Annotated in this window: 18 protein-coding genes, 1 other RNA gene and 1 pseudogene; 13 read left to right on the top strand and 7 right to left on the bottom strand. The window is 58.5% G+C overall.

Features of this window, described 5'->3' with window-relative positions:
- The first annotated feature begins 56 nt into the window (after window positions 1-56).
- Together ACZ5TO_RS09885 and ACZ5TO_RS09880 are read left to right on the top strand one after the other, a co-directional pair.
- Window positions 57-1,469, top strand: coding sequence for an FAD-binding oxidoreductase (locus ACZ5TO_RS09885; protein WP_464797947.1), 1,413 nt, complete (start codon window positions 57-59; stop codon window positions 1,467-1,469).
- Between the two features lie 66 nt (window positions 1,470-1,535).
- Window positions 1,536-5,312: an AsmA family protein gene (locus ACZ5TO_RS09880; RefSeq protein ID WP_464797946.1), complete on the top strand. Its 3,777-nt coding sequence runs from the start codon at window positions 1,536-1,538 to the stop codon at window positions 5,310-5,312.
- Here ACZ5TO_RS09880 and ACZ5TO_RS09875 read toward each other — a convergent pair.
- From ACZ5TO_RS09875 to ssrA, 4 genes are all read right to left on the bottom strand, one after another.
- A complete protein-coding gene (locus tag ACZ5TO_RS09875) occupies window positions 5,305-5,529 on the bottom strand; it encodes a ribbon-helix-helix domain-containing protein (RefSeq protein ID WP_464797945.1) in 225 nt (74 codons plus the stop codon). The genes ACZ5TO_RS09880 and ACZ5TO_RS09875 overlap by 8 nt on opposite strands.
- A gap of 70 nt (window positions 5,530-5,599) precedes the next feature.
- Window positions 5,600-5,797: a DUF4169 family protein gene (locus ACZ5TO_RS09870; protein ID WP_464797944.1), complete on the bottom strand. Its 198-nt coding sequence runs from the start codon at window positions 5,795-5,797 to the stop codon at window positions 5,600-5,602.
- A gap of 10 nt (window positions 5,798-5,807) precedes the next feature.
- Window positions 5,808-6,329: an SspB family protein gene (locus ACZ5TO_RS09865; protein WP_464797943.1), complete on the bottom strand. Its 522-nt coding sequence runs from the start codon at window positions 6,327-6,329 to the stop codon at window positions 5,808-5,810.
- Window positions 6,330-6,439: 110 nt separating this feature from the next.
- Window positions 6,440-6,799: a transfer-messenger RNA gene (gene ssrA / locus ACZ5TO_RS09860) on the bottom strand.
- A gap of 134 nt (window positions 6,800-6,933) precedes the next feature.
- Here ssrA and ACZ5TO_RS09855 point away from each other — a divergent pair.
- From ACZ5TO_RS09855 to ACZ5TO_RS09805, 11 genes and pseudogenes are all read left to right on the top strand, one after another.
- The gene (locus tag ACZ5TO_RS09855; protein ID WP_464797942.1) at window positions 6,934-7,245 is read left to right on the top strand and encodes a DUF2853 family protein; all 312 of its coding nucleotides are present in this window, start codon (window positions 6,934-6,936) and stop codon (window positions 7,243-7,245) included.
- Window positions 7,246-7,332: 87 nt separating this feature from the next.
- Window positions 7,333-7,860, top strand: a pseudogene (locus ACZ5TO_RS09850) (thymidylate synthase); the annotation flags it as partial.
- 183 nt (window positions 7,861-8,043) lie between these two features.
- Window positions 8,044-9,003 (top strand): thymidylate synthase, encoded by a 960-nt coding sequence (gene thyA, locus ACZ5TO_RS09845; RefSeq protein WP_464797941.1) that lies wholly within the window; start codon window positions 8,044-8,046, stop codon window positions 9,001-9,003.
- Window positions 9,004-9,239: 236 nt separating this feature from the next.
- Entirely contained in the window at window positions 9,240-12,590 is a 3,351-nt protein-coding gene (locus tag ACZ5TO_RS09840) for a hypothetical protein (protein ID WP_464797940.1), read from the top strand.
- Window positions 12,518-14,620, top strand: a complete 2,103-nt coding sequence (locus tag ACZ5TO_RS09835; protein WP_464797939.1) for a hypothetical protein — start codon at window positions 12,518-12,520, stop codon at window positions 14,618-14,620. The genes ACZ5TO_RS09840 and ACZ5TO_RS09835 overlap by 73 nt, the downstream gene beginning before the upstream one ends.
- A gap of 43 nt (window positions 14,621-14,663) precedes the next feature.
- The gene (locus ACZ5TO_RS09830) at window positions 14,664-15,221 is read left to right on the top strand and encodes a hypothetical protein (protein ID WP_464797938.1); all 558 of its coding nucleotides are present in this window, start codon (window positions 14,664-14,666) and stop codon (window positions 15,219-15,221) included.
- A 3-nt stretch (window positions 15,222-15,224) separates the two neighbouring features.
- A complete protein-coding gene (locus tag ACZ5TO_RS09825) occupies window positions 15,225-16,973 on the top strand; it encodes a tyrosine-type recombinase/integrase (protein ID WP_464797937.1) in 1,749 nt (582 codons plus the stop codon).
- A gap of 225 nt (window positions 16,974-17,198) precedes the next feature.
- Window positions 17,199-17,921 (top strand): hypothetical protein, encoded by a 723-nt coding sequence (locus tag ACZ5TO_RS09820; RefSeq protein WP_464797936.1) that lies wholly within the window; start codon window positions 17,199-17,201, stop codon window positions 17,919-17,921.
- A gap of 560 nt (window positions 17,922-18,481) precedes the next feature.
- Window positions 18,482-19,681, top strand: coding sequence for a metallophosphoesterase family protein (locus tag ACZ5TO_RS09815; protein WP_464797935.1), 1,200 nt, complete (start codon window positions 18,482-18,484; stop codon window positions 19,679-19,681).
- Window positions 19,678-21,525: an ORC-CDC6 family AAA ATPase gene (locus ACZ5TO_RS09810; RefSeq protein WP_464800371.1), complete on the top strand. Its 1,848-nt coding sequence runs from the start codon at window positions 19,678-19,680 to the stop codon at window positions 21,523-21,525. Before ACZ5TO_RS09815 ends, ACZ5TO_RS09810 begins: the two co-directional genes overlap by 4 nt.
- Window positions 21,522-22,529, top strand: a complete 1,008-nt coding sequence (locus ACZ5TO_RS09805) for a hypothetical protein (protein WP_464797934.1) — start codon at window positions 21,522-21,524, stop codon at window positions 22,527-22,529. The genes ACZ5TO_RS09810 and ACZ5TO_RS09805 overlap by 4 nt, the downstream gene beginning before the upstream one ends.
- Window positions 22,530-23,030: 501 nt before the next feature.
- On the opposite strand, the gene ACZ5TO_RS09800 is transcribed toward ACZ5TO_RS09805, so the two are convergent.
- The 3 genes from ACZ5TO_RS09800 to ACZ5TO_RS09790 all read right to left on the bottom strand — a co-directional run bounded on the left by ACZ5TO_RS09800 (window position 23,031) and on the right by ACZ5TO_RS09790 (window position 24,900).
- Window positions 23,031-23,366, bottom strand: a complete 336-nt coding sequence (locus ACZ5TO_RS09800) for a metallophosphoesterase (RefSeq protein ID WP_464797933.1) — start codon at window positions 23,364-23,366, stop codon at window positions 23,031-23,033.
- A gap of 193 nt (window positions 23,367-23,559) precedes the next feature.
- Window positions 23,560-23,937, bottom strand: a complete 378-nt coding sequence (locus ACZ5TO_RS09795) for a hypothetical protein (RefSeq protein ID WP_464797932.1) — start codon at window positions 23,935-23,937, stop codon at window positions 23,560-23,562.
- A gap of 273 nt (window positions 23,938-24,210) precedes the next feature.
- Window positions 24,211-24,900, bottom strand: coding sequence for a response regulator transcription factor (locus ACZ5TO_RS09790; protein ID WP_464797931.1), 690 nt, complete (start codon window positions 24,898-24,900; stop codon window positions 24,211-24,213).
- Between the last annotated feature and the right edge of the window lie 308 nt (window positions 24,901-25,208).

Here is a 25,208-nt window from a genome sequence, read left to right as displayed (position 1 = left end):
CTGGACAGCCGGGCGCCAATTTGCTGAGTAAACCTCATAGAAGTGAGGACCTTACCATGGCATTGGCGGATATCAGGAGCGGCGTACGCAACGAGAAGGGCATTGCCGGGGTGTTGCCGCTGCTTGCGGCGCGCTTCGGCGAGCGGTTCCAGACGGGCGAGGCGATCCGCAGCCAGCACGCGCACACCACCACCTACATTCCCGCCCAGCTTCCCGACGGCGTCGTCTTCGTCGGGAGCGCCGAGGACGTGCAGGCGGTCGTGGCGCTTTGCGCGGACCATGCCGTGCCGGTCATTCCCTTCGGCACGGGCTCTTCGCTGGAAGGGCAGGTGAACGCGCCGAACGGCGGCATCTCCATCGATTTCTCCAACATGAAGCGCGTTCTCGAGGTGAATGCCGAGGATCTCGACTGCACCGTCGAGCCCGGCATCACGCGCGAGGAGCTGAACACCTATCTGCGCGATACGGGCCTCTTCTTCCCCATCGATCCGGGCGCCAACGCCTCCATCGGCGGCATGGCCTCCACGCGCGCTTCGGGCACGAACGCCGTGCGCTACGGCACGATGAAGGACAACGTGCTGGCGGTGACGGCCGTGACCGCCACCGGCGAGGAGATCCGCACCGCCCACCGCGCGCGAAAATCCTCGGCGGGCTACGACCTGACACGGCTTTTCGTCGGGGCGGAAGGAACGCTCGGCGTCCTCACCTCGGTGACGCTGCGCCTGCAGGGCATTCCCGCCGTCATCGCCGGCGGCATCTGCGGCTTCCCGACGCTGAAGGATGCCTGCAACGCCGTGATCATGACGATCCAGCTCGGCATTCCCGTCGCCCGCATCGAACTGCTCAACGCCCTGCAGGTCCAGGCCTGCAACGCCTATTCGGGCCTCACCCTTCCCGAGCAGCCGACGCTCTTCGTGGAATTCCACGGCAACGAGGAGAGCGTGCGCCTGCAATCGGAGGAGTTCGGCGCGATCGCCGCCGAATGCGGCGGCGGGGCCTTCGTGTGGAGCGCCGACGCGGCGGAGCGGGGCAGGCTCTGGAAGGCGCGGCACAATGTCTACTGGTCCTGCAAGGCGCTTCGGCCGGGCCATGAGGCGCTGTCGACCGACGTCTGCGTGCCGATCTCGCGGCTGGCCGATTGCGTGGCCGAGACGGAGCGCGACATCGAGGAGCACGGTCTTCTCGCGCCCATCGTCGGCCATGCCGGCGACGGCAATTTCCACACCTGCGTCGTCTTCGACGACAAGGACCCGGCGGAAGTGGCGAAGGTCGAGGCCTTCGTCGGCCGGCTCAACGCCCGGGCGCTCGCCATGGACGGCACCTGCACGGGCGAGCACGGCATCGGCCAGGGCAAGCAGGCCTTCCTGCCGAAGGAGCTCGGCGGATCGCTGACCCTGATGCGGCAGATCAAGCAGGCGCTCGATCCGCACAACATTATGAACCCCGGCAAGATTTTTTCGACTCCGTAGCCGGCGTTCGCGCTATCGTGCGGCGATTGAAGGGAATTCGAGGCATGCGGCGTGCTTTCTAGGATCATGCTTTTCGTCGGCGGCCTGGTGGTGGTGGCGCTGTTTGCGGCGCTGCTCGCCCCGCTTTTCGTCGACTGGACGAGCTTCCGGCAGGATTTCGAGCGCGAGGCGAGCCGCATCATGGGCCGGCCCGTCACCGTGCACGGCAGCGTCGATGCCCGCCTCATCCCCTTTCCATCGGTGACGCTCAATGACGTTCGCGTCGGCTCGCCCGAGGACGGCAAGCCGCTGGTGGAGGTCGCGCGCTTCTCGATGGACGCGGAGCTCGCGCCCTTCCTTTCCGGCGAGGCGCTGATCTTCGACATGCGCATCGAGGAGCCGAAGGCCCGCATCAAGCTTTTCGAGGACGGCACGCTCGACTGGGCGCGCGGCCGCCAGTCCGCCATCCCGGCCCGCACCGTCGTGCTGGAGAACGTGTCGATCACCGGCGGCGAGATCGAGTTCGTCGACGAGCAGACCGGCCGCACCCGCCACGTCACGGGTCTCGACGCGCAGGTCTCGGCAAAATCGCTTGCCGGCCCGTGGCGCATCGACGGCCGCGCGGCGCTCGACGGCGAGAGCGGCGCCTTCCAGCTTGCGAGCGGCCAGGTGGAGAACGGGGCGCTTTCGCTGCGCACGCATATCGTGCCGGACCGCCTGGCCTTTGCCGCCGATCTCGACGGTGCCGTCAAGCTCGTGGATTTCCGCCCGCAATACCAGGGGGGCTTCACCCTTTCGGAAAAGCCGCGGCCGAAGGGCGAGGGGGCGCAGGACCCGATCCGCGTTGCCGGCAAGTTCGAGCTTTCCAACGAGCGCATCCGCGTGCCGGAATACCGGCTGGAGGCCGGCCCGCGCGACGATCCCTACGTCGTGACGGGCGAGGCGACGCTCGATACCGGCCGCGCGCCGGAATTCCTGCTGCTCGCCGACGGCCAGCAGATCGACGTCAACCGCATCGGCAACAGCGGGACGAACGGCAAGACGGGGCGCAACTCGCAGATTTCCGCCCGCCAGCGGCTGCAGGCGCTGCTCGCCATCGCCGCCGATATCCCGATCCCGCAGGTGCCGGGGCGGGCGAGCCTCTTCCTGCCCGCCGTCGTGGTGGGCGATACGACCGTGCGGGAAATCCGCCTCGACGTGAAGCCGGACGGCGACGGCTGGCAGGTCGAGCGGGCCGATGCGCTGCTGCCCGGCCGCACGGCGCTGGAGGCCAAGGGGCGGCTGCAGCTCGGCGAGAACCGCGGTTTCGTCGGCGACCTGCTGATGGCCTCCAACCAGCCCTCCGGCCTCGCGACATGGCTTGCCGGCTCGGTGGACCCGGAAATCCGCAAGCTGAAGACCGCCGGCTTCTCCGCCAAGGTCGACCTTACGGACGAGTTGCAGCGCTTTGAGAACCTGGAGGTCGCCGTGGGGCCGGCCTCGCTGACGGGACGGCTGGAGCGCGAATCCCGCTCGGGCACGGCGCCCACGCTCTCCATCGAGCTGCGCGGCAACGAGGTGGAGCTGGAATCGCTGAAGGCGCTTGTCGGGCTGGTGGCGGGCGACGCGTCGCTGTCCGCCGTGCTCGACCATTCCATCGCGCTCGATATCAAGGCGGATCGGTTCCGCGCCTTCGGCGAGACCGCCTCCGGCGTCGATGCGGTGATGACGGCGAAGGACGGCCTCCTCACCCTCAGCCGCCTCGATGTCGATGCGCTGGCGGGCGCCTCGCTCTCGGCGAGCGGCACGCTCGGCGGCTCGCTCCTTGCGCCGAGCGCCGGCCTCGACATCCGCGTGAAGGTGGCCGCCATGCAGCCGGTCGCGGACCTTCTCGCCCGCCACCTGCCGGCCCACCCGCTGCTGTCGCGCTTCGTCGCCGGCGCGGGCTACTATGACAATGCCGACCTTTCCGCCCATCTTAGTCTTTCCGACGAGGCGGAGAGCCCGCTGACGGTCACGCTCTCCGGGCCCGTCAACGACGGGCGGGTCGACCTGAAACTTTCGGCCGGCTCCCTCGACGATCTTCTCGAGGCGCGCGGCTTCGATCTGGACGGTAGCCTTTCCAATCCGCAATCGGTCGTGCTGGCGGGGCAGATGGGGCTCGATCCGCTGCCCTTCGACGCGGATTCCGACGGCCGCATCGCTCTCGCCGTGAAGCAGCCGGAGGAGGGATCGGCGGATGTCTCCGTGACCTTCGATGCCGGCAGCACGGCGCTGTCCGCCAAGGGCACCGCGGATCTTTCGGCCGGGGATTTCCTCGCCGGCACGCTCGCCCTTTCGGTGAAGAGCGACGATATCGAGCCCTACCTGATGATGAACGGCATCGCGATGCCGCAGGGCGGCGCGGGCCTTCCCGTCACGCTGGACGCCGATGTGGCGACGAGCGCGGCGGCGGTGGCGATCACCGGCATTGCCGGCAAGGCCGACCGCAACGCGTTCTCCGGCGCGCTGACGTTCGACCGCACGGCGCCGATCCTCAAGGGCACCGGCGGGCTGCGCTTCGATACGGTCGACCTCGCCTATCTGGCCGAGGCCGTCGCCGGGCCGGTGAGCGACGTTTCGGACGGCTCGCTGAACGGCGCGCCCCTGGTGCAGCCGTTGCAGGATGCCGCGGACGTCTCCGTGGCGCTGGAGGCGGGGACCTTCTGGCCGGGGCTCTACGGTGCGGTGGAAGGCTTCCGCGGCGACCTTGCCTGGAAGGGCGGGGAACTGACGCTGACGGACATGGCGGGCGACTGGCTGGGCGGAAAGCTCGCCGGCCGCCTGAAGATCGCCAATGCCGACGAGAACGGCCTGTTCGAGGCGCGCGCCACGCTGTCGGGCGTCGACCTGTCGAAGATCGTCTGGTCCGGCCCGGACGGTGCGGTCGCGGCAGGCAGGGCCGACGTGACGCTGGCGGTCGATGCCTCCGGCAAGAGCGTGCGCGCCATGGCGGAAGGGGCGAGCGGTTCGGGCGAGGCGCAGGTGTCCGGCCTCGTCGTCAAGGGGATCGATACCGGCGCGCTGCCGTTGCTGCTCTCGGCGGCGGACGGCATCGAGGGCGATATCACGCCGGAGAAGGTGGCGGGCTTTGCCGCCGATGCGATCCTCAAGGACGAAGCGGCGCTGGGCGCGGTGCGCATTCCCTTCGCGCTTGCCGGCGGGAGCCTGCGCTTCCAGAGCGTGGCGGCGGAGGATGCCGGGGCGGCGCTGACGGGCGATGCCGATATCGGGCTTGCCGACGGATCGATGACGGCGCGGCTTTCCGTGGCCTACAAGGCGGGCGAGGACGCGCTTGCCGGCGCCGAGCCCGAGGTGACGCTCAGCTATCGCGGCCTTGTCGATGCGCCGGGCTTCTCGCTCGACGTGCAGCCGCTCGCCAACTACCTCTCGCTGCGCCGCTTCGAGACCGAGCGCCGGCGGGTGGAGACGTTGCAGGCCAATGTGCTGGAAAAGCAGCGCCTGCGCCGCGAAGCCGCGCTCTACCGCGCGCGGAGCGAAGCGCGTGCGGCCGCCGCCGAGGCGGCGCGCCTGCAGGCGGCGGAAGAGGAGCGCCGGCGCGCGGAAGCCCGCAAGCGTTCCGACGAGGCGCATGCGGCGCAAGAGGCCGAGAGCCTGCGCCGCAAGGAGGCGGACGACGCCCGGCGCCTTGCGGAGGCGCAGGAGGAGGCACGCCGCCTCGCCGCGCAGAAGGCGGCCGAAGAGGCGCGGAAAGCGGAGGAAGAGGCAAAGCGCCGCCGCCTGCCGGTCACGCCCGAGGAGGGCGTCGAGCGCGGCGGCGAACTGCCGCCCGTCGGCGGAAGCGGCGGGGCCTTGAACTTCGAAGGCCTGCCCGGCCTCAACTGAGGCCACCGCCCCGGGCCTTCAGCCGTTCCAGCACATGAAGGCGCAGCGCCGAGGAAAGATTGCCCTCGACGCCGCGCGCATCGTCGATCTCGCGAATGAGGGCGGCGAGCGGCATGGCGCGCTCGGCGGCAATCGCCTTCAATTCATCATGGAAGGCCGGTTCGAGGGAGAAGCTCGTGCGGTGGCCGTGCAGGGTGGCGGAATATTTCCGGATCACATCCGACCTCACGCGATGATTCAGATGCCTTGCAAACCGAATCCGGCATTGCCGCCAAGGGATTGAAATTTCAGCTCTTCGTCTCTTCGGGCCGCTCGATGCGGCCCTGGTCGTGCGCGTTCTTCGCCTTCTCGTTGAGGGCGCGGGTCAGCGACTTCTCCGCTTTCGTGCGGCCGAAGGCGACGCGGTTCTGCTCGGCCTGCCTTTCCTTTTCGGAACGGGCCTTCTGCTTGCGGACCTGGCGGAGATTGACGACGTCGCCGCTCATCGGCCGGAACTCAGTTCTTCTTGCGGAAGGAATCGAGCGAGACGACCGAGCCGCCGCCCTTGCCGTTGTCGTCGCCTGTCGGCGGCGTCGGTTCCTGGGCGGTCTCCTCGGCCTTTTCCGCGGGCGCGGGATAGGCGGTGACCTCGGCCGAATGCTCGTCCTCTTCCTCCATCGCCGGCACGTCGAATTCCAGCTCGAAGCTCACCGACGGGTCGTAGAAGCCGCGGATGGCGTTGAAGGGGATGACGAGTTTTTCAGGCGTGTCGGAGAAGGAAAGGCCGATCTCGAACTGGCTCTCGGTGACCTTGAGGTCCCAGAACTGGTGCTGGACGACGATGGTCATCTGCTCGGCATATTTCGCCTTGAGGTGCTGCGAGATGCGCACGCCCGGGGCATTGGTGAGGAAGGTGATGAAGAAATGATGCTCGCCGGGAAGATGCCCCGTGACCGCGACTTCGGACAAAACCTTGCGAATGACGCTGCGTAGCGCGTCCTGGGCGAGAATGTCGTAGCGAATGTGGTCTTGCGCCATCCGTTCCTGTCTTTCTTCCAGCCTTTGTTTTCAGGCATTGCATGTCTACCCATGCCTTCCCGGCACGAGTCATCTGGCACAGCTATAGACCATTTCAAGGCATTGGAGAAGGTGAAGGCTTCTGTTGCCAGGTGCCTTCGGACCCCGCCTGCCGGTGCGACCCGTCAGGACTTTGAGTGAAGTGTCACACCGCCATTAGGCAGCGAGACGAGCTTCCGCATAGTTGTCGTTTGCAACTACAAGTTTAGCCCGATAACGGTGGTACAATGCCGAGCAAAAAGTCGATCTTTACGCCCTTGTCGATCCTATTTCGCCCCCATCAAAAGCCGATCCTTCCGGTCGATCGGTTTTTGGTGGAGGCGCCGGGTACCGCCCCCGGGTCCAATGGGTTTATTACACCGCCCGTTTATTGCCATAGCTGCCGAGGCAGCACTTCACATATAGGCGCTCTCTTCGCCCAAGAAAAGACCCCCGCGCAGGTCATTTTCGGCCATCCACCCGGATATGTTCATTAACGCTTGACTTGCCGATCCTGCTTGAAAAACATGGGCCCGCGGCAGCGCGCCATGACGGCGGCAGCAACGTGACCCGCGAAGGAGACACCATGACCGACTATCTCGCAGATGTCCGCAAGTACGACAGCGGTGCCGACGAGGCCATCGTCAAGAAGATCGTGAGCCATCTCGGCATCGCGCTGCGCAACCGCGACTCCTCGCTCGTCTCCTGCTCCGACCCGGACGAACTTGCCCGCGTCAGGGAAAAGTGGTGCGGCAAGAAGCGCGGCATCACCGGGGATGCCGCCGACAAGGCCGTCGAGGCCGTCTGCAAGGCCATGTCCGACGACCGCACCAAGTCGCGCGTCACCTTCTACTATCTCACCGCCAAGGAACTCGGAAAACTCGGCGCGCTCGCCTGAGGAAAGCCGGGAAAATCCCATTTCACCCTTTGGCCGCCGCCGCGATCGCTCTAGTATCGAATGCTGGACAACGAATCGGCGGCGACCATGCAGCAATATCTCGACCTTCTCTCCCATGTGATGGAGAACGGCACCGACCGGGGCGACCGCACGGGCACCGGCACGCGCGGCGTCTTCGGCTACCAGATGCGCTTCGACCTTTCCGAAGGCTTTCCGGTGCTGACCACGAAGAAGCTGCACCTGCGCTCCATCATCCATGAACTGCTGTGGTTCCTGAAGGGCGACACCAACGTCGCCTACCTGCGCGACAACGGCGTCACCATCTGGGACGAATGGGCCGATGCGGACGGCGAGCTCGGCCCGGTCTACGGCTACCAGTGGCGCTCCTGGCCGACCCATGACGGACGCCATCTCGACCAGATCGTCGCCGTCGTCGACAGCATCCGGCGCAATCCGAATTCCCGCCGCCACATCGTCTCGGCCTGGAACCCGGCGCTCGTCGACGAGATGGCGCTGCCGCCGTGCCATTGCCTGTTCCAGTTCTACGTGGCGGACGGCAAGCTCTCCTGCCAGCTCTACCAGCGCTCCGCCGACATCTTTCTCGGCGTGCCGTTCTTTTCCGACATCAAGTCTGTATCTTCGGTGCTAACTAATTGGTTCCGAAAGATTATCCCGTCTTCCTCTCCGGTATCGGTACTCTCTCCAATTTGATCGCGTCAAGGCCAAGATGCATTTGATGACTTGCGCGCTTTTCCGGCCGTCGTCAGACTGTTTCTAACGCTATAGGAATTGCAGAACATGCCTCGCCATCCCGAGTATCAATATCTGGACCTTATAGAGCATCTCCTTGAAAAAGGTGATCGCCGGATCGACCGAACAGGCGTCGGAACCCTCTCCACTTTTGGAGCGATGATGCGGTTTGATCTGTCTGACGGGACCTTCCCGGTCTACACGACGAAGCGCGTATATTGGAAAACAGCTGTGAAGGAGATGCTCTGGTTCCTGACGGGGCAAACCAACATCCAGTCTTTGCTTCGTGAGAACGTGAATATTTGGACGGATTGGCCGCTAGACAAATATCGAAAGGCGACGGGCGAGGACATTTCGCAGAAAGACTTCGAAGCGAAGATTCTCGATGACGATGACTTTGCCGCCAAATGGGGTGACCTGGGTCCGGTCTATGGCAAGCAATGGCGACGTTGGCTTGCCAACGGGGTCGAATATGATCAGGTCGCGACCTTAATTGAGACACTGCGGACGAACCCGGCCAGCCGCAGGATGTTGTTCCACGCGTGGAACGTCGCCGAACTCGATCAGATGGCGTTGGCACCCTGTCATATGACCTACCAATTTTACGTCAGTGAGATGGGGGAAGGGGCAAATGGCAATACGGACCCGAGCGCGATGACCGATGCGAACGCTGGGAAGCGCGGCAAGCTGAGCCTTCTCGTTGGGCAGAGATCTTGCGACCTTGGCTTGGGGAATCCATTCAACGTGACTCAGGAAGCGGCCCTTCTGCATATGATTGCGCAGCAGGTCGACATGGTCCCCGGCGAGCTGATTTGGGTCGGTGGCGATGTCCATCTGTATCTGAACCACCTTGACTTGGCACGGACAATCTTAAGCCGCGGACCCAGACCGTTCCCGAAGCTTCGTCTCAAGAGACGACCAGCATCGATCGACGACTACACAATCGATGACTTCGAGGTCACGGGTTATGATCCACATCCGGCAATCGAGGCACCGGTGGCCGTTTGATACAGCACCGTCTCCGACGAGGGTGCCATACATCAAAAGGCGATCCAGGTTCTGGTGAGCTGAAACGGTGACTTCGTTAGGAGTCTGGAAAGTATACCGAAAAATTAGCAAAAGCTAATCGACCCGTCCTGGTACCGGTCGCTTGCTTGCGCGCGGAATGCAACCGGCAATTTGATACCAATTGTAAACAACTGAAACTTAGGCCTGGATGTGTCGATCTGGGACAGGGCGAACGTATGCGCAAAAAAGGTCAGGATATCAAAGGAAGAAGCCGCCCCGCGGACAACGCGCAGCTGGAGTTCTCGGACGTTGTCAACGCACAGATGTCATCGGAAGTTCTCGTAGAAGATGCACCGATTTTTGGGAGGCAGGTTCAGTCTGTTCCCTCTGATCGGAACGACATTGGTTCAGCCGACCTCGCTCCGACGCGAACACTCACCCGGGCTTCGCTCGATCTTCAGTCTGGGCTTCCCAGCCTCGTGCCGGAGACGGGCGACATGCATGAACTCTTCGCCGGAGAAGCGTCACAATGCGACATCACTGCCTCTCTGGACAATGAAGAACGAGCTTCATCGGGGCACGGCGTGGAACCGTATGGCGACCTGATCGCACGTTTTCCTTCACTTGCCGCTCATCAGAACTATCGGCCAACAACGACGAAAGGTAAGTTAGTTGCTTGCCTCAACGAGTGTCTGCATGCGGGACGGATTCCTCGCTCCAAACGCGACCCGACGCAAATCAGTCGCGTCTTCTTCGCTCAGAAGGTGGATGTAACCCACGGAATGCTCGGGCATTTGAAATACATCCTCGAAACCTACGAGGCTGTATTGGAGCTTATCGAGCCGCTGTCGTCATTGCCGGACGCGCCAAAGTTCGGAGCGGACCCCGAGCACGGCGAGCCGATGGACGACGCCGCACTCTATGTCGTTTCCCTGTACCCTGAGCTTCTGAAGCACCAGCATTACGCAGTCGACAGTACGGCGAGAGCAATCGTTCGGATCCTGAACCTGCAGCTTGTGAGCGGTGGGCTGGAGCGGAGCAGGGGCGGAAAAATTAGTCGTCGGGCAATTACAAGTCAACTTGGGCTGAGCAGCACAGCAACTGCGCCTTATGTGCCTATTCTGGTTGACTACGAAGATGCCGTTGGCGGCAAAGAGTCTGTTCACGAAGCCAATATTCCCGCCATGCGCTCTTGGCTGGAAGAGCAGTTCAATGCTGGAACACTCGATACACGAGATGGCAAAGTCAGCCGCAAGCAATTTACCGATCACTTTGGTCTGCCGCAAAACACGTTGATCTTTCTCCGGTACCCGAGAATTGGGGCCGTTATGGAGGAGATGGACGACCGCATTAAGTCCACGGGATACGTTCCCGGCCCGACACGAGAGAGGCTTGAGGCTCTCGAAGCGATACTTGCTGACGATCCTCCGCTCAGCAAAGATGGTCGTTCGATACACCGAAAAGGAGTCGCGACACTCATTGGAATTCCCAAAGGAAACCTCAGACGTTCCCCTTTTGCGGAGCGCCTGCGTGACGCTGACCTTGATATGGTCAAGAGCCTGGAAGAGGATCCACTAACTGCCTTCGCGGGCGGCCGGATATTCAAGTTCCGATGCCTCGTCGAGCAAGGTTGGCCGGAAACGTATGCTGTCCGGGCCAAAATCTGCTTCGAACGCTTGTACCGGACGAAGAAGAAGGACGAGGCCAAAACCTATTTTGCGGGCTTGATCGAACTGTTTGCGTTCTTGGCAGGCAATGGCTCGCAATACTGCCGGTCTCTGTTCCACGGTCTGGGGAATGGAGTTCGTCCAAATTCCCTGCGCCGCGAGTTCACGATGGCCGCGCAGGAGTACCGAGAGCACCTCAGAGCAGCGAACGAAAACACGGACACGTGTAATGCCAAGATCAGCGTCACGAACGGCATTATCCGTAAGCTGAGCGCCGACGCCATTCTCCCATCGCTTACACTGTACCTGATTCAATATAGAAGCGATAAAAAAAACCACGGCAAGACTGTTGCCGAAGCAGTCGAAAGCCAAGACGGAAAGCGCTCGAAGCCTCACGTCGACGACTATCTGATGTTTGCGACTTCAATGCTCAAGCAGGCGGCCGAGCTTCGACAAATCGAATTGAGTAGCCTTGACCAAAGTGATTTCAACAAGGTTCTTCGCGAGGAGCTTGAGAGGGAGCAATTTACGGCGGCTGATAATCCGGCCACGTTGATCCTGCGTATATTGGATCGCCGTCTTACCCTTATCAGGAACGCCGCATGGGCAATGGTGAAGGAGGGCCAGCGGCTTCTGGAGCACGGGCAGGAATTGCTCGAGCGGGGGAAAGACCCTGGGGAATTGTTCGATGTCATCGTTCGAAAGGGAAAGATTAGCGAACCCGTTCGGGTGAGGCTGTTGCATGAGCATTTCCCCGACGTGAATGACTGTGACCAAGGCATTGCAAACCTCTTGAGGGTCGTGGCCGACCGGTACAACTGGATTTATCCGTCCAACAAGGATGGACGTTCCGAGGGTCAATTTTTCCAGAAGCGGGCTCTGAAGTATGGCGGAGCGAGGACGTTACAGGCCTACCTGATCCCTTCGCAGGATACGATGGCCGCGGTTCTCACACTGTACCTCCTGGAATCCGGCAGCAACGTCTCCGTCGGTCGCACGCTTTATTTCGATTGCATTGAAACGACTGAGGAGCCGCATCATTCCAAAGTGACGGGCTACAAGGCTCGTGCAGGCGGCAAGCCGATTTTCGCTGTCATGGAGGATCGGTGCGAGGCGGTGAAGGCCATGAAGTGGCTCCAAGAGGCCGTGGGCCGAATTCCCGAATTGCATCCAGAGACCAGAAAGCAGCTTTTCATCTCCCGTGGCTTTGGTGAAGAGATCAAGCTCATCGAGGAGTTTACGTATCGCGCGGCGTTCAAGCGGCTGATCGAGACGATCCCGGAGCTGGCAAACCTAACGCTTACCCCGAACATGATCAGACCGTCCGTCCTGCTGAAGGCGGCCTTGGAGGCTGGGGGGCTTACGAGGCTATCGAGGGCGATGGGACAGCAGAGCCCGCAGGTGCACGAGGGCTACGTCAACAAGTATCCGATGAGGTTTTTGCGCGATACCGAGATCTACCACTTCCAGCATGCGCTTGAGACCGCCGTCGTCAGCGGTATTGAGAACGCCCACGAGATACTAGGTGTTGACGTCGATGGCATGGCTCGCCGTATCGAGTCCGTCATGAAGACGGGCCTAGGCACGCTCTGCAAGAACCAGAAAGGTCGCCCTGGCAACGATGGCGCAGTGTGCACTTCGATTGACTGCTGGAATGATTGTCCGCAGTTGATTGTCATCGCCAAGAAGGAAGAGATCGCAATTCTGCAAATCTGGCAGCATTCCCTGCGATTGGTCGAAGGGGATTGGATCCGTGATCAACCGGAGCGGTGGGAGAGTGTGTGGCTTCCATGGTTGTGCTTCGTGGATGCCGTTGAGGTGAAGATGCGTAGCACGTTTGGCCCGGTATGGAAGGCGGCTACGGCTATCTCCGAGAAAATTATTGCGAACCCGAATTTCCAACCGATGAGGCTTTTCTGATGCCGGTACAATTGATAGCGAGGCCTCTTGGTAAATGTCACCAGGCAGTGGACCCGAAAGACCGCCGACGCGCCTGGCTGAGCGCTTACGAGGACACAAAGTGGGTGCTGAGCGACTCACCGGGTTGTGGAAGCGACGAAAAAACAGTCGATTTCGACGTCCGGATGGCAGATGGACGGTCCCTCATCTATCACACTGAACTCTACAATAGTACGAAAGAGCTGCTCTTCTGGATTCGCGCTGGAAATTACACGCGCTTCGACGATGCTTCCAGGCATAAGCAATACGCTGAAACGATGCTGAGGCTTTGCTACGGTCTCACGTCGAGGGGCTTCTATTCCTTCGCGGGCCTGACCTCTATCGACATCGATATCATTTGTGAAGAAGCCGCATTTGGCGTCGATGGGCTCACCGGCGCATCGGCATTGGTGAGGAAGATGTTGGGGCAGTATCACAGCTGGGAAGACGTGCCTCCCGAGCTGCGAATGCGGGACGCTTTTCACGAGGCGGATGTCATTTTCAATCTCAACCTGCCCCCGAAATGGGCTCTGCCGGAGGTCCGTTCCGAAATCGAAGCAGCAACCGCGCGTATCAACGGAAAGACCATCGTTTCGCTCGCTGCGCTTAAAGACGAGCCGATCACAAACCAGAACGTTCAGCTTGTCACAATGCTGTTCGAGGGTCTCTTCGCTTTGCGCGATTTCATCGAAGCGACGTCAATTTCGTTTCGGCCGTTTCCAGAAGGAGCGGCGCAGCGTGCATTCAACTTGGGCCGGGGCACCACCAGAACGCCTGTTCCGCCCCCGGAACTTGCCATGCGCCTCCTGGAAAACACTACACGCTACCTGGTGGACCATGTTGACCACGTCGTTAAGTCCTATCATGACGCTCTCAGTTCGCGCGGTAGTGAGGGATGGTATGCGCGAGCGTTGGAGGTCGGCACACAGGTGCGAAGTATCGTCACCGCAGCCTACATCCTGATCGCAGCCTTCACCGCTCGCCGCGCAGAAGAGATAAAAATGCTTCGACGCGATTGCACTGCTGGCAATGACAGCGACGGCTGGTGGATGAAGGTCTACATCGAAAAGACCGAACGCCAGTGGACGTGGATCCCGGTGCCAGGCCTCGTGGCTCGCGCGTTCAATGCGGTGCGTTCTCTCACTCCTGATAGTGAGGTCGATCCGGATGCTGACTTGTTTCAGTTCCACGACATCGCGCAAAACAAGGTTGTCAATCTGTATCCCGAGAACCTTTTGGATACTTTCGCGGAATCGATTGGTGCGCGCGAGTATGCGAACGACAACACGAAGAAAACCCAGACGTGGACTTGGGTCACCAGACAATTCCGTCGCTTGTTCGCTGTCATCTTCTTCTATCGCTACAGGGGCAAGATCAAGACGCTCGCCCATCAACTTCGCCATTTCGATTCTAGGATGACGAACGACTACGTCACGTTGGATCCCGACATTCACAAGCTCTGGGACCAGGAGGTCTGGCACCATCAGATCGAGATCGCCAGGGAAATTGTTGATGGCCGCGTCACTTACAAGGGGCCAATGGGCAAGCGTCTGACCACGTTGGTCAAGCGTCTGCGTGAAAAGTTCTCTTCTCAGATCAAGGTTGTCAGCGAGGCTGCGGGGGCAGCCTTAGTGCGCCATCTTCAGATATCTGAAGGGGCTGTGGTCCGGCAGATCAGAAAAAACCAGCTCGTTTTGACCCCAAAGCTCTGGGTGACTTGCTCGTGCCCACGTAACCGTAAGGGCTGCGAAAAGGCGGCCTGTCGGAAGGCGGCCGGGTACAATGACAATGATGTCGGACCGGACTTCGCTGCGGCCGGGCCGACCGTTTGCCCAGAATGCCCGTTCGCCCTTATCGGCCCCGAGAACATTGCCTATATCGAGGAACAAGCGCAGGCGATGTCTGCCAGTGCCCAGGTATCCGCAGAGTATGGCAACTCAATCTTCGCGTCGCTGCAGGCCGCGAATGTCGTCAAAATCACGGGGTTCTTGGAGGACCTCAAGGCCGCGTGACAGGCGCGGCCTGCCAGGGCCTGGAGGGCAGGGAGCAAAATAGATGTCCAAGATGCCGGAATTTGAGAAGATCAAGGCTCTTTTCACGACCTGGGTCGAGACGGGTGTACCGAACGGAATTGAGTACCCGAAGACGCAGAGTGCTGCCGTTGGATGGAAGTGCGAGCAGTTCGGCATCAGTGGTGTCGGGACGAAGACGTATTTCAACACGCGAAGCCCTGAATACGGGAAAATTGTTCAGGAGATCAAAGCTCTGATCGCCCAGCTCAAACCCCAGGCGGAGGTCCGGAAGCTTTCCCGAAAGCAAGCGAATGTTCCCGCACCAGTCCCGGCCCCTGAAAACAAGCGTGTATATGTTCCTCAGGCGACCCGGACCTACAGAGCGCAAAGCCAAGCCAAGGAATTTGAAGCCGAACTGATAGCTACCGTCACCCAGCTTCAACAAACCAGAGAAGCGCTTGTGTCCTCGGAGCTGAGTTTGAAAATAGAGCGGCAGACTACTGAAAGGCTGAGAGCCGAGAAGGCGAAGCTTGAGCAGGATAACGCGCAGCTCACCCGCTTACTCGCGGCGAAAACCGGCGTCCTTCACGTGGTCGAATGATCGATGGATATCGAGTTGAACCCATTCGACATCGCTCGCGACGAGCCCACACCTGCCAAGGATACAGGGTTCGACGAGAAGCTCCCTGCGTCCAATCAGGCGCGGAGTAAGGCCCTGCTCGGCCGTCTGAATGAGCTCCTCCGCACGTGCGATCCGGCCAATGTTCCCTCCTATAAAGGCCGGTTTTCACGCGTTTGGTTCGCGGAAAGGATCCATTGCTCCGTCTCGACACTAACGACCAGTGTTCGGCTCCGAAAGGCCCTGAATGTCTGGGAAGAGAAGCATCGTAAGAAGATGGTTCCGACGGAACGTCGGACGTACGATGATACGAACGTCGTCCTCCTCCGCCGAAAGTCAACAGGGCGTATCGTGCGCGTTCCCGTGACGATTTCCCAAGCCATCAGCGCACAGACGAAAATTGTTCCGACGCTCGTTTGGGAAGACGGGATGGATGAGTGGGCTGCGGATTACGCACGACATCTCACCTTTCGCGTAAAGAATGGCCCTTCGAGCGTCGAAGAAACGGTCAAAAAGCTCCGGCAATTCCGCCGGTTTCAACGTACTCACGGCGTTCAATACCATCAAGTCGACGATGACTTTCTGCTTACCTTTCAGGGTGCAATGGAGAGCGACGGTCGATCCACGAGGAAGCGCCGTGACGAAGTTCTCTCAGCGGTCCACGACTTCTTCAAGTGGGCCGATGGCAGGGGGCTGCTGACAAATCATGTCCAGACAGCGCCCAAGGGCGAATATAGTGATCTGCCGGATGACTATGTGTTCCCTATATCCAGTGAGCAGGTGTCGGTATCCGGGCGGCATGGTCAAGCGTACCTGAAGTGGGTGTCGACGCTCACGGGGGGAGCCGAGCACAGTACCTATGGTGCTCGACATACGCCGACTTCCTCCGAAGTTCTTGAGCTGGGGGAGATTGTCGAAACCCAGGGGCGTCACAGGGTCCGCAACAGGCTGATCATGGACTGGGCGCTACTCACTGGCGCTCGCGTGAGCGAAATCGTCCAGGTCCGCGAGAGCGATCTGCCGCCGTTCGATGATATCAGCGCATTCTTCTCTGATGACGGCAGTCCAAAGATGTTCGAAGTCTGGGTCGAGCGTAAGAACCGTGGCCGAAGCATGTTGCGTGTTCCCGACGATCTCGCGCTCCGTACGGCAGAATACATCGCTTGTGATCCGGAACGGCTCGATATCGTCAACAGCGGTCTGGGTGGGACCCGTCGCAACGACAACTTCGTGTTTCTGTCCGAACGGACAGGCGAAGCGTTGGTTACGGATAGCATTACCCGCATTTTTAGGGCATTTTTCAAGCAGGCTGGCATCAAGAAGGCCAATATCCATCGCTTGCGGGCAAAATTCATCACCGAGAAGATCGAGATGCAACTGGATAGGTTGCAGGAAGGTGGAGTCTACGTCGATCCCACTTCGAACTGGGAAGAAACTGTGCTTGTGATGGCTGCGAAGGATATGGGCCACTTACATCCGGTCTCGCTCATGCCCTATCTGCACGACATTCTACAAAAGCGCCAAACCAAGGACGGGGAGCTCGAAGTCCGCTCGGCCGAGTCTCGGGCCCAATCGCTTAAAAGCTTCGTCAATCAGATGCAGTCTCGCCTTGAGACCCATGCGGGGTTGGCCGAGGTCGCCAGGTTGCTGGAAGGGGAAAAAGTCTCAGAGGCCATAGACCTATTGGGAGATGTGCAGGACCAACTGCGTGAACTCATTGGTATTCGAACGTAGTTTCAGCCGGTTGCAGTTGATGGTGTCTGGCCATGTGCCTGCTGTGAATACGATGGTCCTAATACCCTGGTTCTCGCTGGCCACCGTCTGGCATTACGGGTGGTGACGGGGCCGTGGAGGGCGGAGGCGATTCATAAATGTATTAGGCAACGTCTTTTTTGGCTTGCCAAGGCCGCGTATTCACCTGAGCATCATACCCAGTGAAGTCCATATGAACCGTTCCTCATGCCGCGTAAGGTTTTCGAAGCCAGCCTATTTCATCTTTCACCCTTTGCCGTCGAGTGGTTATTCCGGAGCGATAGGTTCAAAATGGACTATGCGTGTGCTCCATTCGAGGGCGGCCTGTTAATCCAGTGCGAGACACGATCATCTTCGAAAGTGCCTGATCACGGAACGCCCGAAATCGACCTCGTTCTTGGTCAATCGTTTTCTGGAGCAACACACTTATTTTTCCATGAGGGCGGTGCCGTGCTTCCCTTACCTACGCACGACAAGGCAACCGTGCTTTCAACCTATAAGACTCCACCATTTTCGAAGAATTGCGATGACAGCGACTTCGCAAGAAGTGGGTACGAGGCCCTTTTGGACGAGCCTGAGTTCACTGCGGCGACACCAGAAAAATTCACGACAATGATCATGGATTGCGATCAGCGGCTCCGCCAGCGATCCCTATACAGCGCAGACCTCGAAATCGAGGATGATATCGAGTTCGCGTACAATCTCGCGTGTGGCGTGGAGTACGTGAAGCTGGAGTCAAACCAGAACTGGGTCCCATGCGACATTGCGATCAAAGAGCTCGCCCAGGCGGTTGATGTCTACATTCGGGCGTTTGACCGGCTATACAGCCAAGAAAATAGGTACCTGGACGGTCTAATACTTGCTGCGAAGTCAAGGATTTTCCGTAGCTTGAGAGTTGAGGACGATTGGCGAAGGAGGCCTGTGATGTGACGGGCAAACCGGCGTTCTCGCGGACTTGCACGCCGCGATCTCGACGCTCCTGGTGGACTGTGATCACCTGCGGCAGCAACTGCAAATCGCAACAGCGTACGTGAGCGGAGGCTTCACGTGGGGCTGGAGGCCGGACGTCGAATGGCAAGATTTGACGTCAGCGCAGACCGTCCGTGGAGGGACGCACCCGCGATATCCAATGTGCCGATTAATCTGGCTAGTGGAACAGCAAATTTACCGCATACTCTTTAAAGCATTGTTCCTGCGATCGGTGGATGCCCCGTTTGGTACGGCGTCGCAGTTTTCTGCGCATAGACAGCTAAGGGCATGGTTTGGGTCAGAGCTATGGTGGCGACAGTAGCGGATGCTATCGATTAGCTTCGGCCCGGCCCGAGGCGGTTGGGAGTCTGTGAGTCTTGTAGAGGTGTACTCTTGGCGCTCGCCACGGCTGGTGCAGTTGGCACTGCTCAAAGGTGCCGGGCTCGCTGGAGCGAACGGAATTTGACCCTGCCAAAACGCGCTGATAGGTTGAGCCGAAAAACGGAGCTAGGGCTGGATGCATGCCGACTTGTAGTATTTTGCAGATTGGCGATATCCATTACCCCGTCTACAAAAATGAAGCCGATGTCGACAACAAGCTCGACACTGGATCGATGGTCCTGAACGGGGTCGGTGTAAATCGCATTGCGAGCGTAATCAAATATATCGGCAACCTCTCGAAGTCAGTACATATCGATTTTGCGGCATTTGTCGGCGATTTCACGGACGCGGGCAATCAAGAGGAATTCATCAACTCACTTGAATATTTCTCGACGGCGTTCAAGTCGCTGGGGATACCGGCATATGGCGTGCCAGGTAATCACGACCTAGAATGGCCACAGATCCTCAACAAGGAGCATAACAAGTTCGCCGCTTTCCAGGCGATAGCTGGCAAATACACGGGATCGATCGAGCTCTCTTTTGACAATCATAAGGCTTACGAATGCTCGGCAGGGGCTGGAGCGGTCGCTCTCTATGCTTTCAATTCCTGTCTTGGCTGCTCTGACATTTGGAAGATGAGCCGTATCTACGAGGTGGATCTAGAAAGCCACCTCAACTCCCTAAGCGGGCCGGACCTGTTTTCCCGGTTTGACGCCCCTTACATCGATCAGGACTCTATTTCGTCGGTGTGTCACGACATCAGGTCCAATCCGCATGTGACACCGATTGTTCTTGCCCATCACAACATATTTCCGCAGCGGACACCCCGAATAGCCATCTTTCCGGAAATGCTCAACGCCGGATACGTCAGGAACGAGCTGAAGCAGCTCGGGCGGCCGATCGTCTATCTTCATGGACATATCCACGACTCTCTCGTGGAATCGCTTCTCGCGGACGATGGTGACGATGGGCAGATCAGCATTGTTGCGATTTCTGCCCCGCTTCTCCGCGATGGCTTCAACCACGTCCAGCTGTTCACGTCCGATGATAATGTCCCGTTGGGCGTCCAGATCGACGAATACAGGTTTCAAACCGTGGGAATTACCGGGCCGAAGCGTCGGAAGATTCGCTTTTACGGTCCGGAAAAGCGCGACCGCCTCATCGATGAGACTGGGAAAGACATTATCTCTCTGGTCAAATCTCAGAGCAGTAGTCGGTTCTCAGAACTTTCAGATAAATTCTCCGCTCACAAGATCTTGGAGCTGGAATTCGCCGGGCATCTGATGATTGATCGGACGCTGGAGTTCAACGACAAAACCTGGCGGGTAAGTTGCCGATGATTTCCAATTTCCTAAATCCCTTTCGACCCGTCAAGTTCGAGGATGAAGGCTCGCCCCTCATATACGTCTCTGATCAGGCGATGCAGCAATTTACTGCGGGTAATTACTTTTTCACGGGCAAAAGGGGCTGCGGGAAGACCTCAATCCTAAAAATTTCGGATACACTCTTTCAGAACGAGAATAGACATCTTCGCCAGTCATCGGACATCGCTCGGTATAAAACGACGTTCGGCGTATATATAAATTTGAATAATCGTTCAAAGCCCAATTTCTTTACGATGAGGGATAATAAAGCTAACAGAAAATACCTTGTCACCAAAGAATCCAAACAAGAGCTTACGACATATTACCTTGAGCTGATCATTCTCCATAAGGTTGTCGAACATTGCGTGGCATTAAGAGACGCAGCGGTTTTCAAGGTCGATGACGACTGTGAGCGGGGCATCGCACACAGCGTGTGCCGGGAATATGGGGTAGGGAAGGCCAAAAACCTCGATCATCTCGTGTACGAGATTGAGCACGTTCTGGTCGAGATGCTGGAATTCGCAAGATGCATCCGCGACGACTTGCCGTCGTTCAAGACGCGGCATGAGAATAAATTCCATTCAATCATGGGTCAGGTTCTCCGCGCGCTAAAGGGCCTCAATGAACACTTGAACCAAATCCGCATCTTGATTGATGACTGTGAAACCTTTTCGCCGGAGTTCCAGGCCGCTCTTAACACTCTGATCCGCACACCACGTGGAGAGCCCGTGGCCTGGTCAATTGCCTATGTTGATGGTCGTTACCGGGCAGCTGAAACTACAATCGACGGTCAGGCGCTAGCCCGAGAGGAGCGGACGATCGTTTATCTCGACGGCCTTGATGCCGTGGATTATGAGAAGTTTTGCACTGAGGTCACGCGACTGCGCGTAAAGCGCGCGTTTCCTGATGTCGGCGATTTCAGCATCAAAGACAAGCTCGCGGCTTTTGAGATTGATGAGCTCTGTGCCGAGAGCTTTGCGGATACCACCAACAAGCGCGCTGTCACCTTCCTCAAGGATTTTCAGAACCGTCAGAACCCTTCGCGTAAAATGTGGGAATTTTTCCTTGAACGGTCCGGCATTGATGACGTTCGCTCCAACGATGCGCTCCGCAAGAAGGCCTTGGCCTCCTATATTTGCATCTGCGCGAAGTACCGAGTTCCCATGTACTACGCAGGCTTCAAAACCGTCGTCGGTCTTAGTGATGGATGCATCCGAGATTTCCTGGAGGTATTGGGGTCGCTGTACGAGCAGGTAACGCACAGCTATTCCGATCCAAAACGCTTTCTTCAGCGGGAGGTCTATGACATCCGCGAGCAAGATCGCGGCTGCCGGGAGGCTGCGACCAGGAAGCTTCTATCGATCAGCGACTATGCCGAAAAGAACGGGTACTATCTGGCTAAGCTAATTCCGTTTCTAGGTCACTTGGTTAAAGAGTTTCAGCACGATTACAAATACCAGTCCGCCCTCAAGAGTCCGGATCGTGCGGTTTTCAGCATCGAGATGGGACGAAACGAACGGTACATTGAACTCATCAGGGATGCTGAAGTAGACGGATACGTGCGAAGAGTCGATCTCGTCGCGAAGCAGGGGGTCTACTGTTTTCGTCTGCACAGGCAGTTTGCCCCAAACTTCGATATTGCTTATCGCGAGCCGTCAGATGGCTTGATCCCGATCCCTACTTTTTTCCTTCATCAGATTAATGATCGTGAGGTGGACAATCCCTCTGTGTGGGCCAGGCACGTCTTCGAGGGCTGGCTTCGCAAGCGCCAGAACCCTGCGCAGGCAGACCTGCTCGAAGATGAGGAGGACGAGCGTTGAAATATCGTTTTGAGACCTTCAGCGATAAGTCCCCATCGGAGTTGGCACAACTCGTCACGGCGGATGTTGCGATCGTAGCAGCCAGTTGGGAGAACCGCAGTAAGACGGCACTGTCTGTGCTCGAAAACGTCGATCTTAAGCGTCTCATCGTGGTGCGATTCAGTAATACGGGAAAGACAGGCGTTTCTGGCAATATCCGGCACCAGTACAAAGCGTTCTGCAAAGAGCGAAAAATCGAACACAGAGAAATCGTCTTCAACTCGGTCACGGATGACTACGGCTCTCTAGTCGAGGTGTCGAAAGAGATCGATTCAGCCATAGGAAATGCCAAACGCCTGATTTTTGACATTACATCAGCGCCCCGTCTCCTGTGGTGCTCCCTGGTCGCCCTGTGGGATAAAAAGAACTTCGTCAGGAAAATAACATTTCTGTACGCGAGGCCGAACTATGCCTTCAAGGAGACACCCGACCGCAAGCTCGTCTTTGATTACACGGATGGCGACTGGCAGCTAACCGAGCCCGCTTTCCTTCCGCCCGTGTTTAAGGGCGGATTGGCGAAGACGAACTTCATATCGATCGGGTATGAATATGATCAAATCAAAAAGCTCCTGTACAGATTCGAAGCGGACAACAACGTGTTTGTCTACTCAAGCCCAGGTTTTCGGGAAAAATACACCGAACTCGCGTTGGAGACGGTGGGCAAGATCAAGAACGTATTTGAGGTCCCAGAATCCAAGTTCATGCCCTATCCGGTGCAAGACTTTGTCGGCTTGCAGAGCGCACTTAGTTCGCGGATCTCCGAGGTGAGCGATCTGCCCGGGGCGAGCGTGCTGCTGGTCTGCGCGGGCAGCAAAATCCATAGTCTCGCGTTCCTGTTTTGCGCCTTGGAGAACCCTGCAGTTGGTCTGAGAGTCCGTGTGCCTCAGCGCTACAACGAAGTGTCCACTGAATGGACGGCAGGGATCGAGGCTATCACCGCCGAGAACATTTTCTCTCCCCTTTGAGGGTGGGCGTCCCTTTCTGTTTGGCTAGATATTGGCGACAAAACCCGCCTGGAAACCATTTTTCTCTCGCTCGTATGGATATCCGCGCGGGTTGCAGACGATCCTGGTACTGCCCCTCGTAATAGTCGACGAAGCGGTGGATATGACCATGGACCCATAGGTCGGGCTTTCCATTCTAGATTGTCGGTGTGAGGTCCGACGCGAATGCCGCGTTGGTTTCTTGCCCATGAAACTTCGGATCCAGAGATCTTGGCGATGGCGCATGGTGCGTGAGCACGACTGTCGTGCCGTGAAACGGCTTCGCAAGTTGCGCCTCGATGAATGCTCGGCTGGCAACGTGGCGTGTGATCAGCTCTCGGGCCATCAGCAATCCCGGCATACCGGTTCGTGCCAGCCGGAACGGAATATCTCGCGGAAGTCGACCATGTATCGTTTGCAGACATCAATCGCTATCTCTCGACGATCCGGCAACGAAACCTCCTCTTTGATCCCCCATTCGATCTAGAAATCTGTCCATAGCGTCGCTCCGACAACGCGCACGTCTCCAAAGACTTTCGTTTCGTTTTCCAGGACCGAAATCCGTGTTCCTTCGGTAAGCTTCCTCGCAGTCGCAAGGGTGTTGTCGATCGTGTTGCCGTAGCACTCATGATTGCCCAATACCATGACCACGGGCATGATCGGCTCGACCCGCGTCACGAGGAAGTCGAGTGACATCTGGATGAAACCAGCGACGTCGCCAGCACATAGGCAAATATCGGCATCTGGGATTTCAATCGAGTTCGCAGGCAAACGCTCCGCGTGGGCAACGTGCAGGTCACTGACGATCCAAGCTTTCAAAAAGCACCTATTGTCATGGGATAGGAAGCAGAGAGAGAGTTCGGAACGAAACACAGCATGGCGACCGCTTCACGCCGTGCTCCCCATCGTCGGAGACGCCGCAGACGGACCTCATCGGAATACATCTCGCCAATGCTAAATGTAGCACAGTGCGATGTCGCAGATGAGAACCTCAGCGAGGATGGTCCGGCGGTCAGGCAGCCACGGTCTCTTCAACCGGCTCGAAAGCCCACAGCGTGGACTCGTAGAAAATGAAATCGTTTGGATACCGGATCGATTTGTGCCCCTTACGCCGGATCTCGATGTTGACGCCTTCACCATCCGGCCTGATCTCCACGCTGACCTGATCCTCCTCCTCAACTTGATTGTCTCTAACGAACTCGTGGATCCGTCCGAAAAACTGCAGCGCGCTGCCCTGGTCACCATCGAAATGCTTCACCAGCGTTGCAGCCATCCATGCGAGGCTCCATCCTTCTTCGACACGACCCTCAGCGTAGGTGCAATAGTGATGCACGTCTTCGAACAGACGTACCGATTGAATGTTCACCGTCGACCGAACTAACTCGCTCATTCTTTCTTTTCCTCAATTCTGGCATGCAAGTGTTTGATAGATATTCAAAAAGAAAACACTGCGTGGTCGGCGCTCGCCGTAGAAGCACCGAGCCGTCAGGCCCAGGCCAACTTAGTGAGCGGCGTCTGACGCTTCACGTCGGGCCCCGGTCACAGCCTGCGGTATCGGGAGCCCGCAAAGTACCGCTCAAGGTGATATCGCCTCATCATGATCGGTGTGAACAGGCCGCGATCGGGCGAATGTACGCCACGATCGAGCCAAGCATACTGTCGTTCAATGAATGATTCTGAACGACTGCCGCTCTTGTGCGCGACCTGCATCGCGTGTGATTTCGTGCATTCGAACGAGTTCGGCGACGGAGCGGGCTTTCATCTTCCGGACCATTTTGCCGCGGTGCACCTTCACCATAATCTCGCTGACTCCGAGATTGTAGGCGATCTGCTTATTCATCAGCCCGCTGGTCACGGCTTCAAAAACCTCCGTTTCCCTTGGTGTGAGGGTCGCGAGCCTCGTAAGAATTGCCCGGCGCGCCGACACGGCCGCAAACCGCTCCGCGTCTTTCTTAAGTGCGTAATTCACTGCGTTGAGAATTTCGCCGCGATCGAGTGGTTGGAGGAGGAAGTCAACTGCGCCAGCCTTCATAGCTCTAACGCTTTTCTGAACATCGTGGTCCTGGCTGATGAAAATCACTGGCAGATTGATGTCCAGCTGGCAGAGTCTATCATGGAAGTCGAGGCCACACCCGGTAGGAAGGCTGCTTCCAAGGACGATGCATCCGCGAGCGTCGTCGGCGACCGACGCCAGGAAATCATGGGGATCGGCAAAAGCCTGAGCCTCCAGTCCGTAGTCGGTAAAGAGGCGCAAAAGTGAGAGCCGGGTTTGTGGGTCGCCGTCGATGATGAACGCGGTCGCCTCGCGGAAGATGTCGAACCCTTCGGTTGTCGTCGCGGTTTGCAGTTCCATGGCGTTATTCTCCGAGTTATGAATGTGTTTCGGTAGCCCCTAAACTTGGTAGACATCGGCGCGCCGAGCGAGTTCAGATGTGTTTTGATTTGCGAAATAATGTTGGTATTCGGTTGTGCTGGAAGTGCCGATGGTTGACCTGTGCCTCGCTAAAAGTTGCCGATTGTTGGCGGTGCGGAATCGAGAGGAGGCCGGGGGTGACAGAGCGCTACTGACGCGATGGCGTCCCAGACGCAGGGATCGCGCGGCTGATATGAGAAGGCGGTAACGGCGCGTCTTTGTATGTTTCCGAGCCGACGCCCCTTAGG

The sequence above is a fragment of the Shinella sp. Sh6 genome, from assembly GCF_055392685.1.
This window is presented reverse-complemented; position numbering and strand designations above follow the sequence as displayed.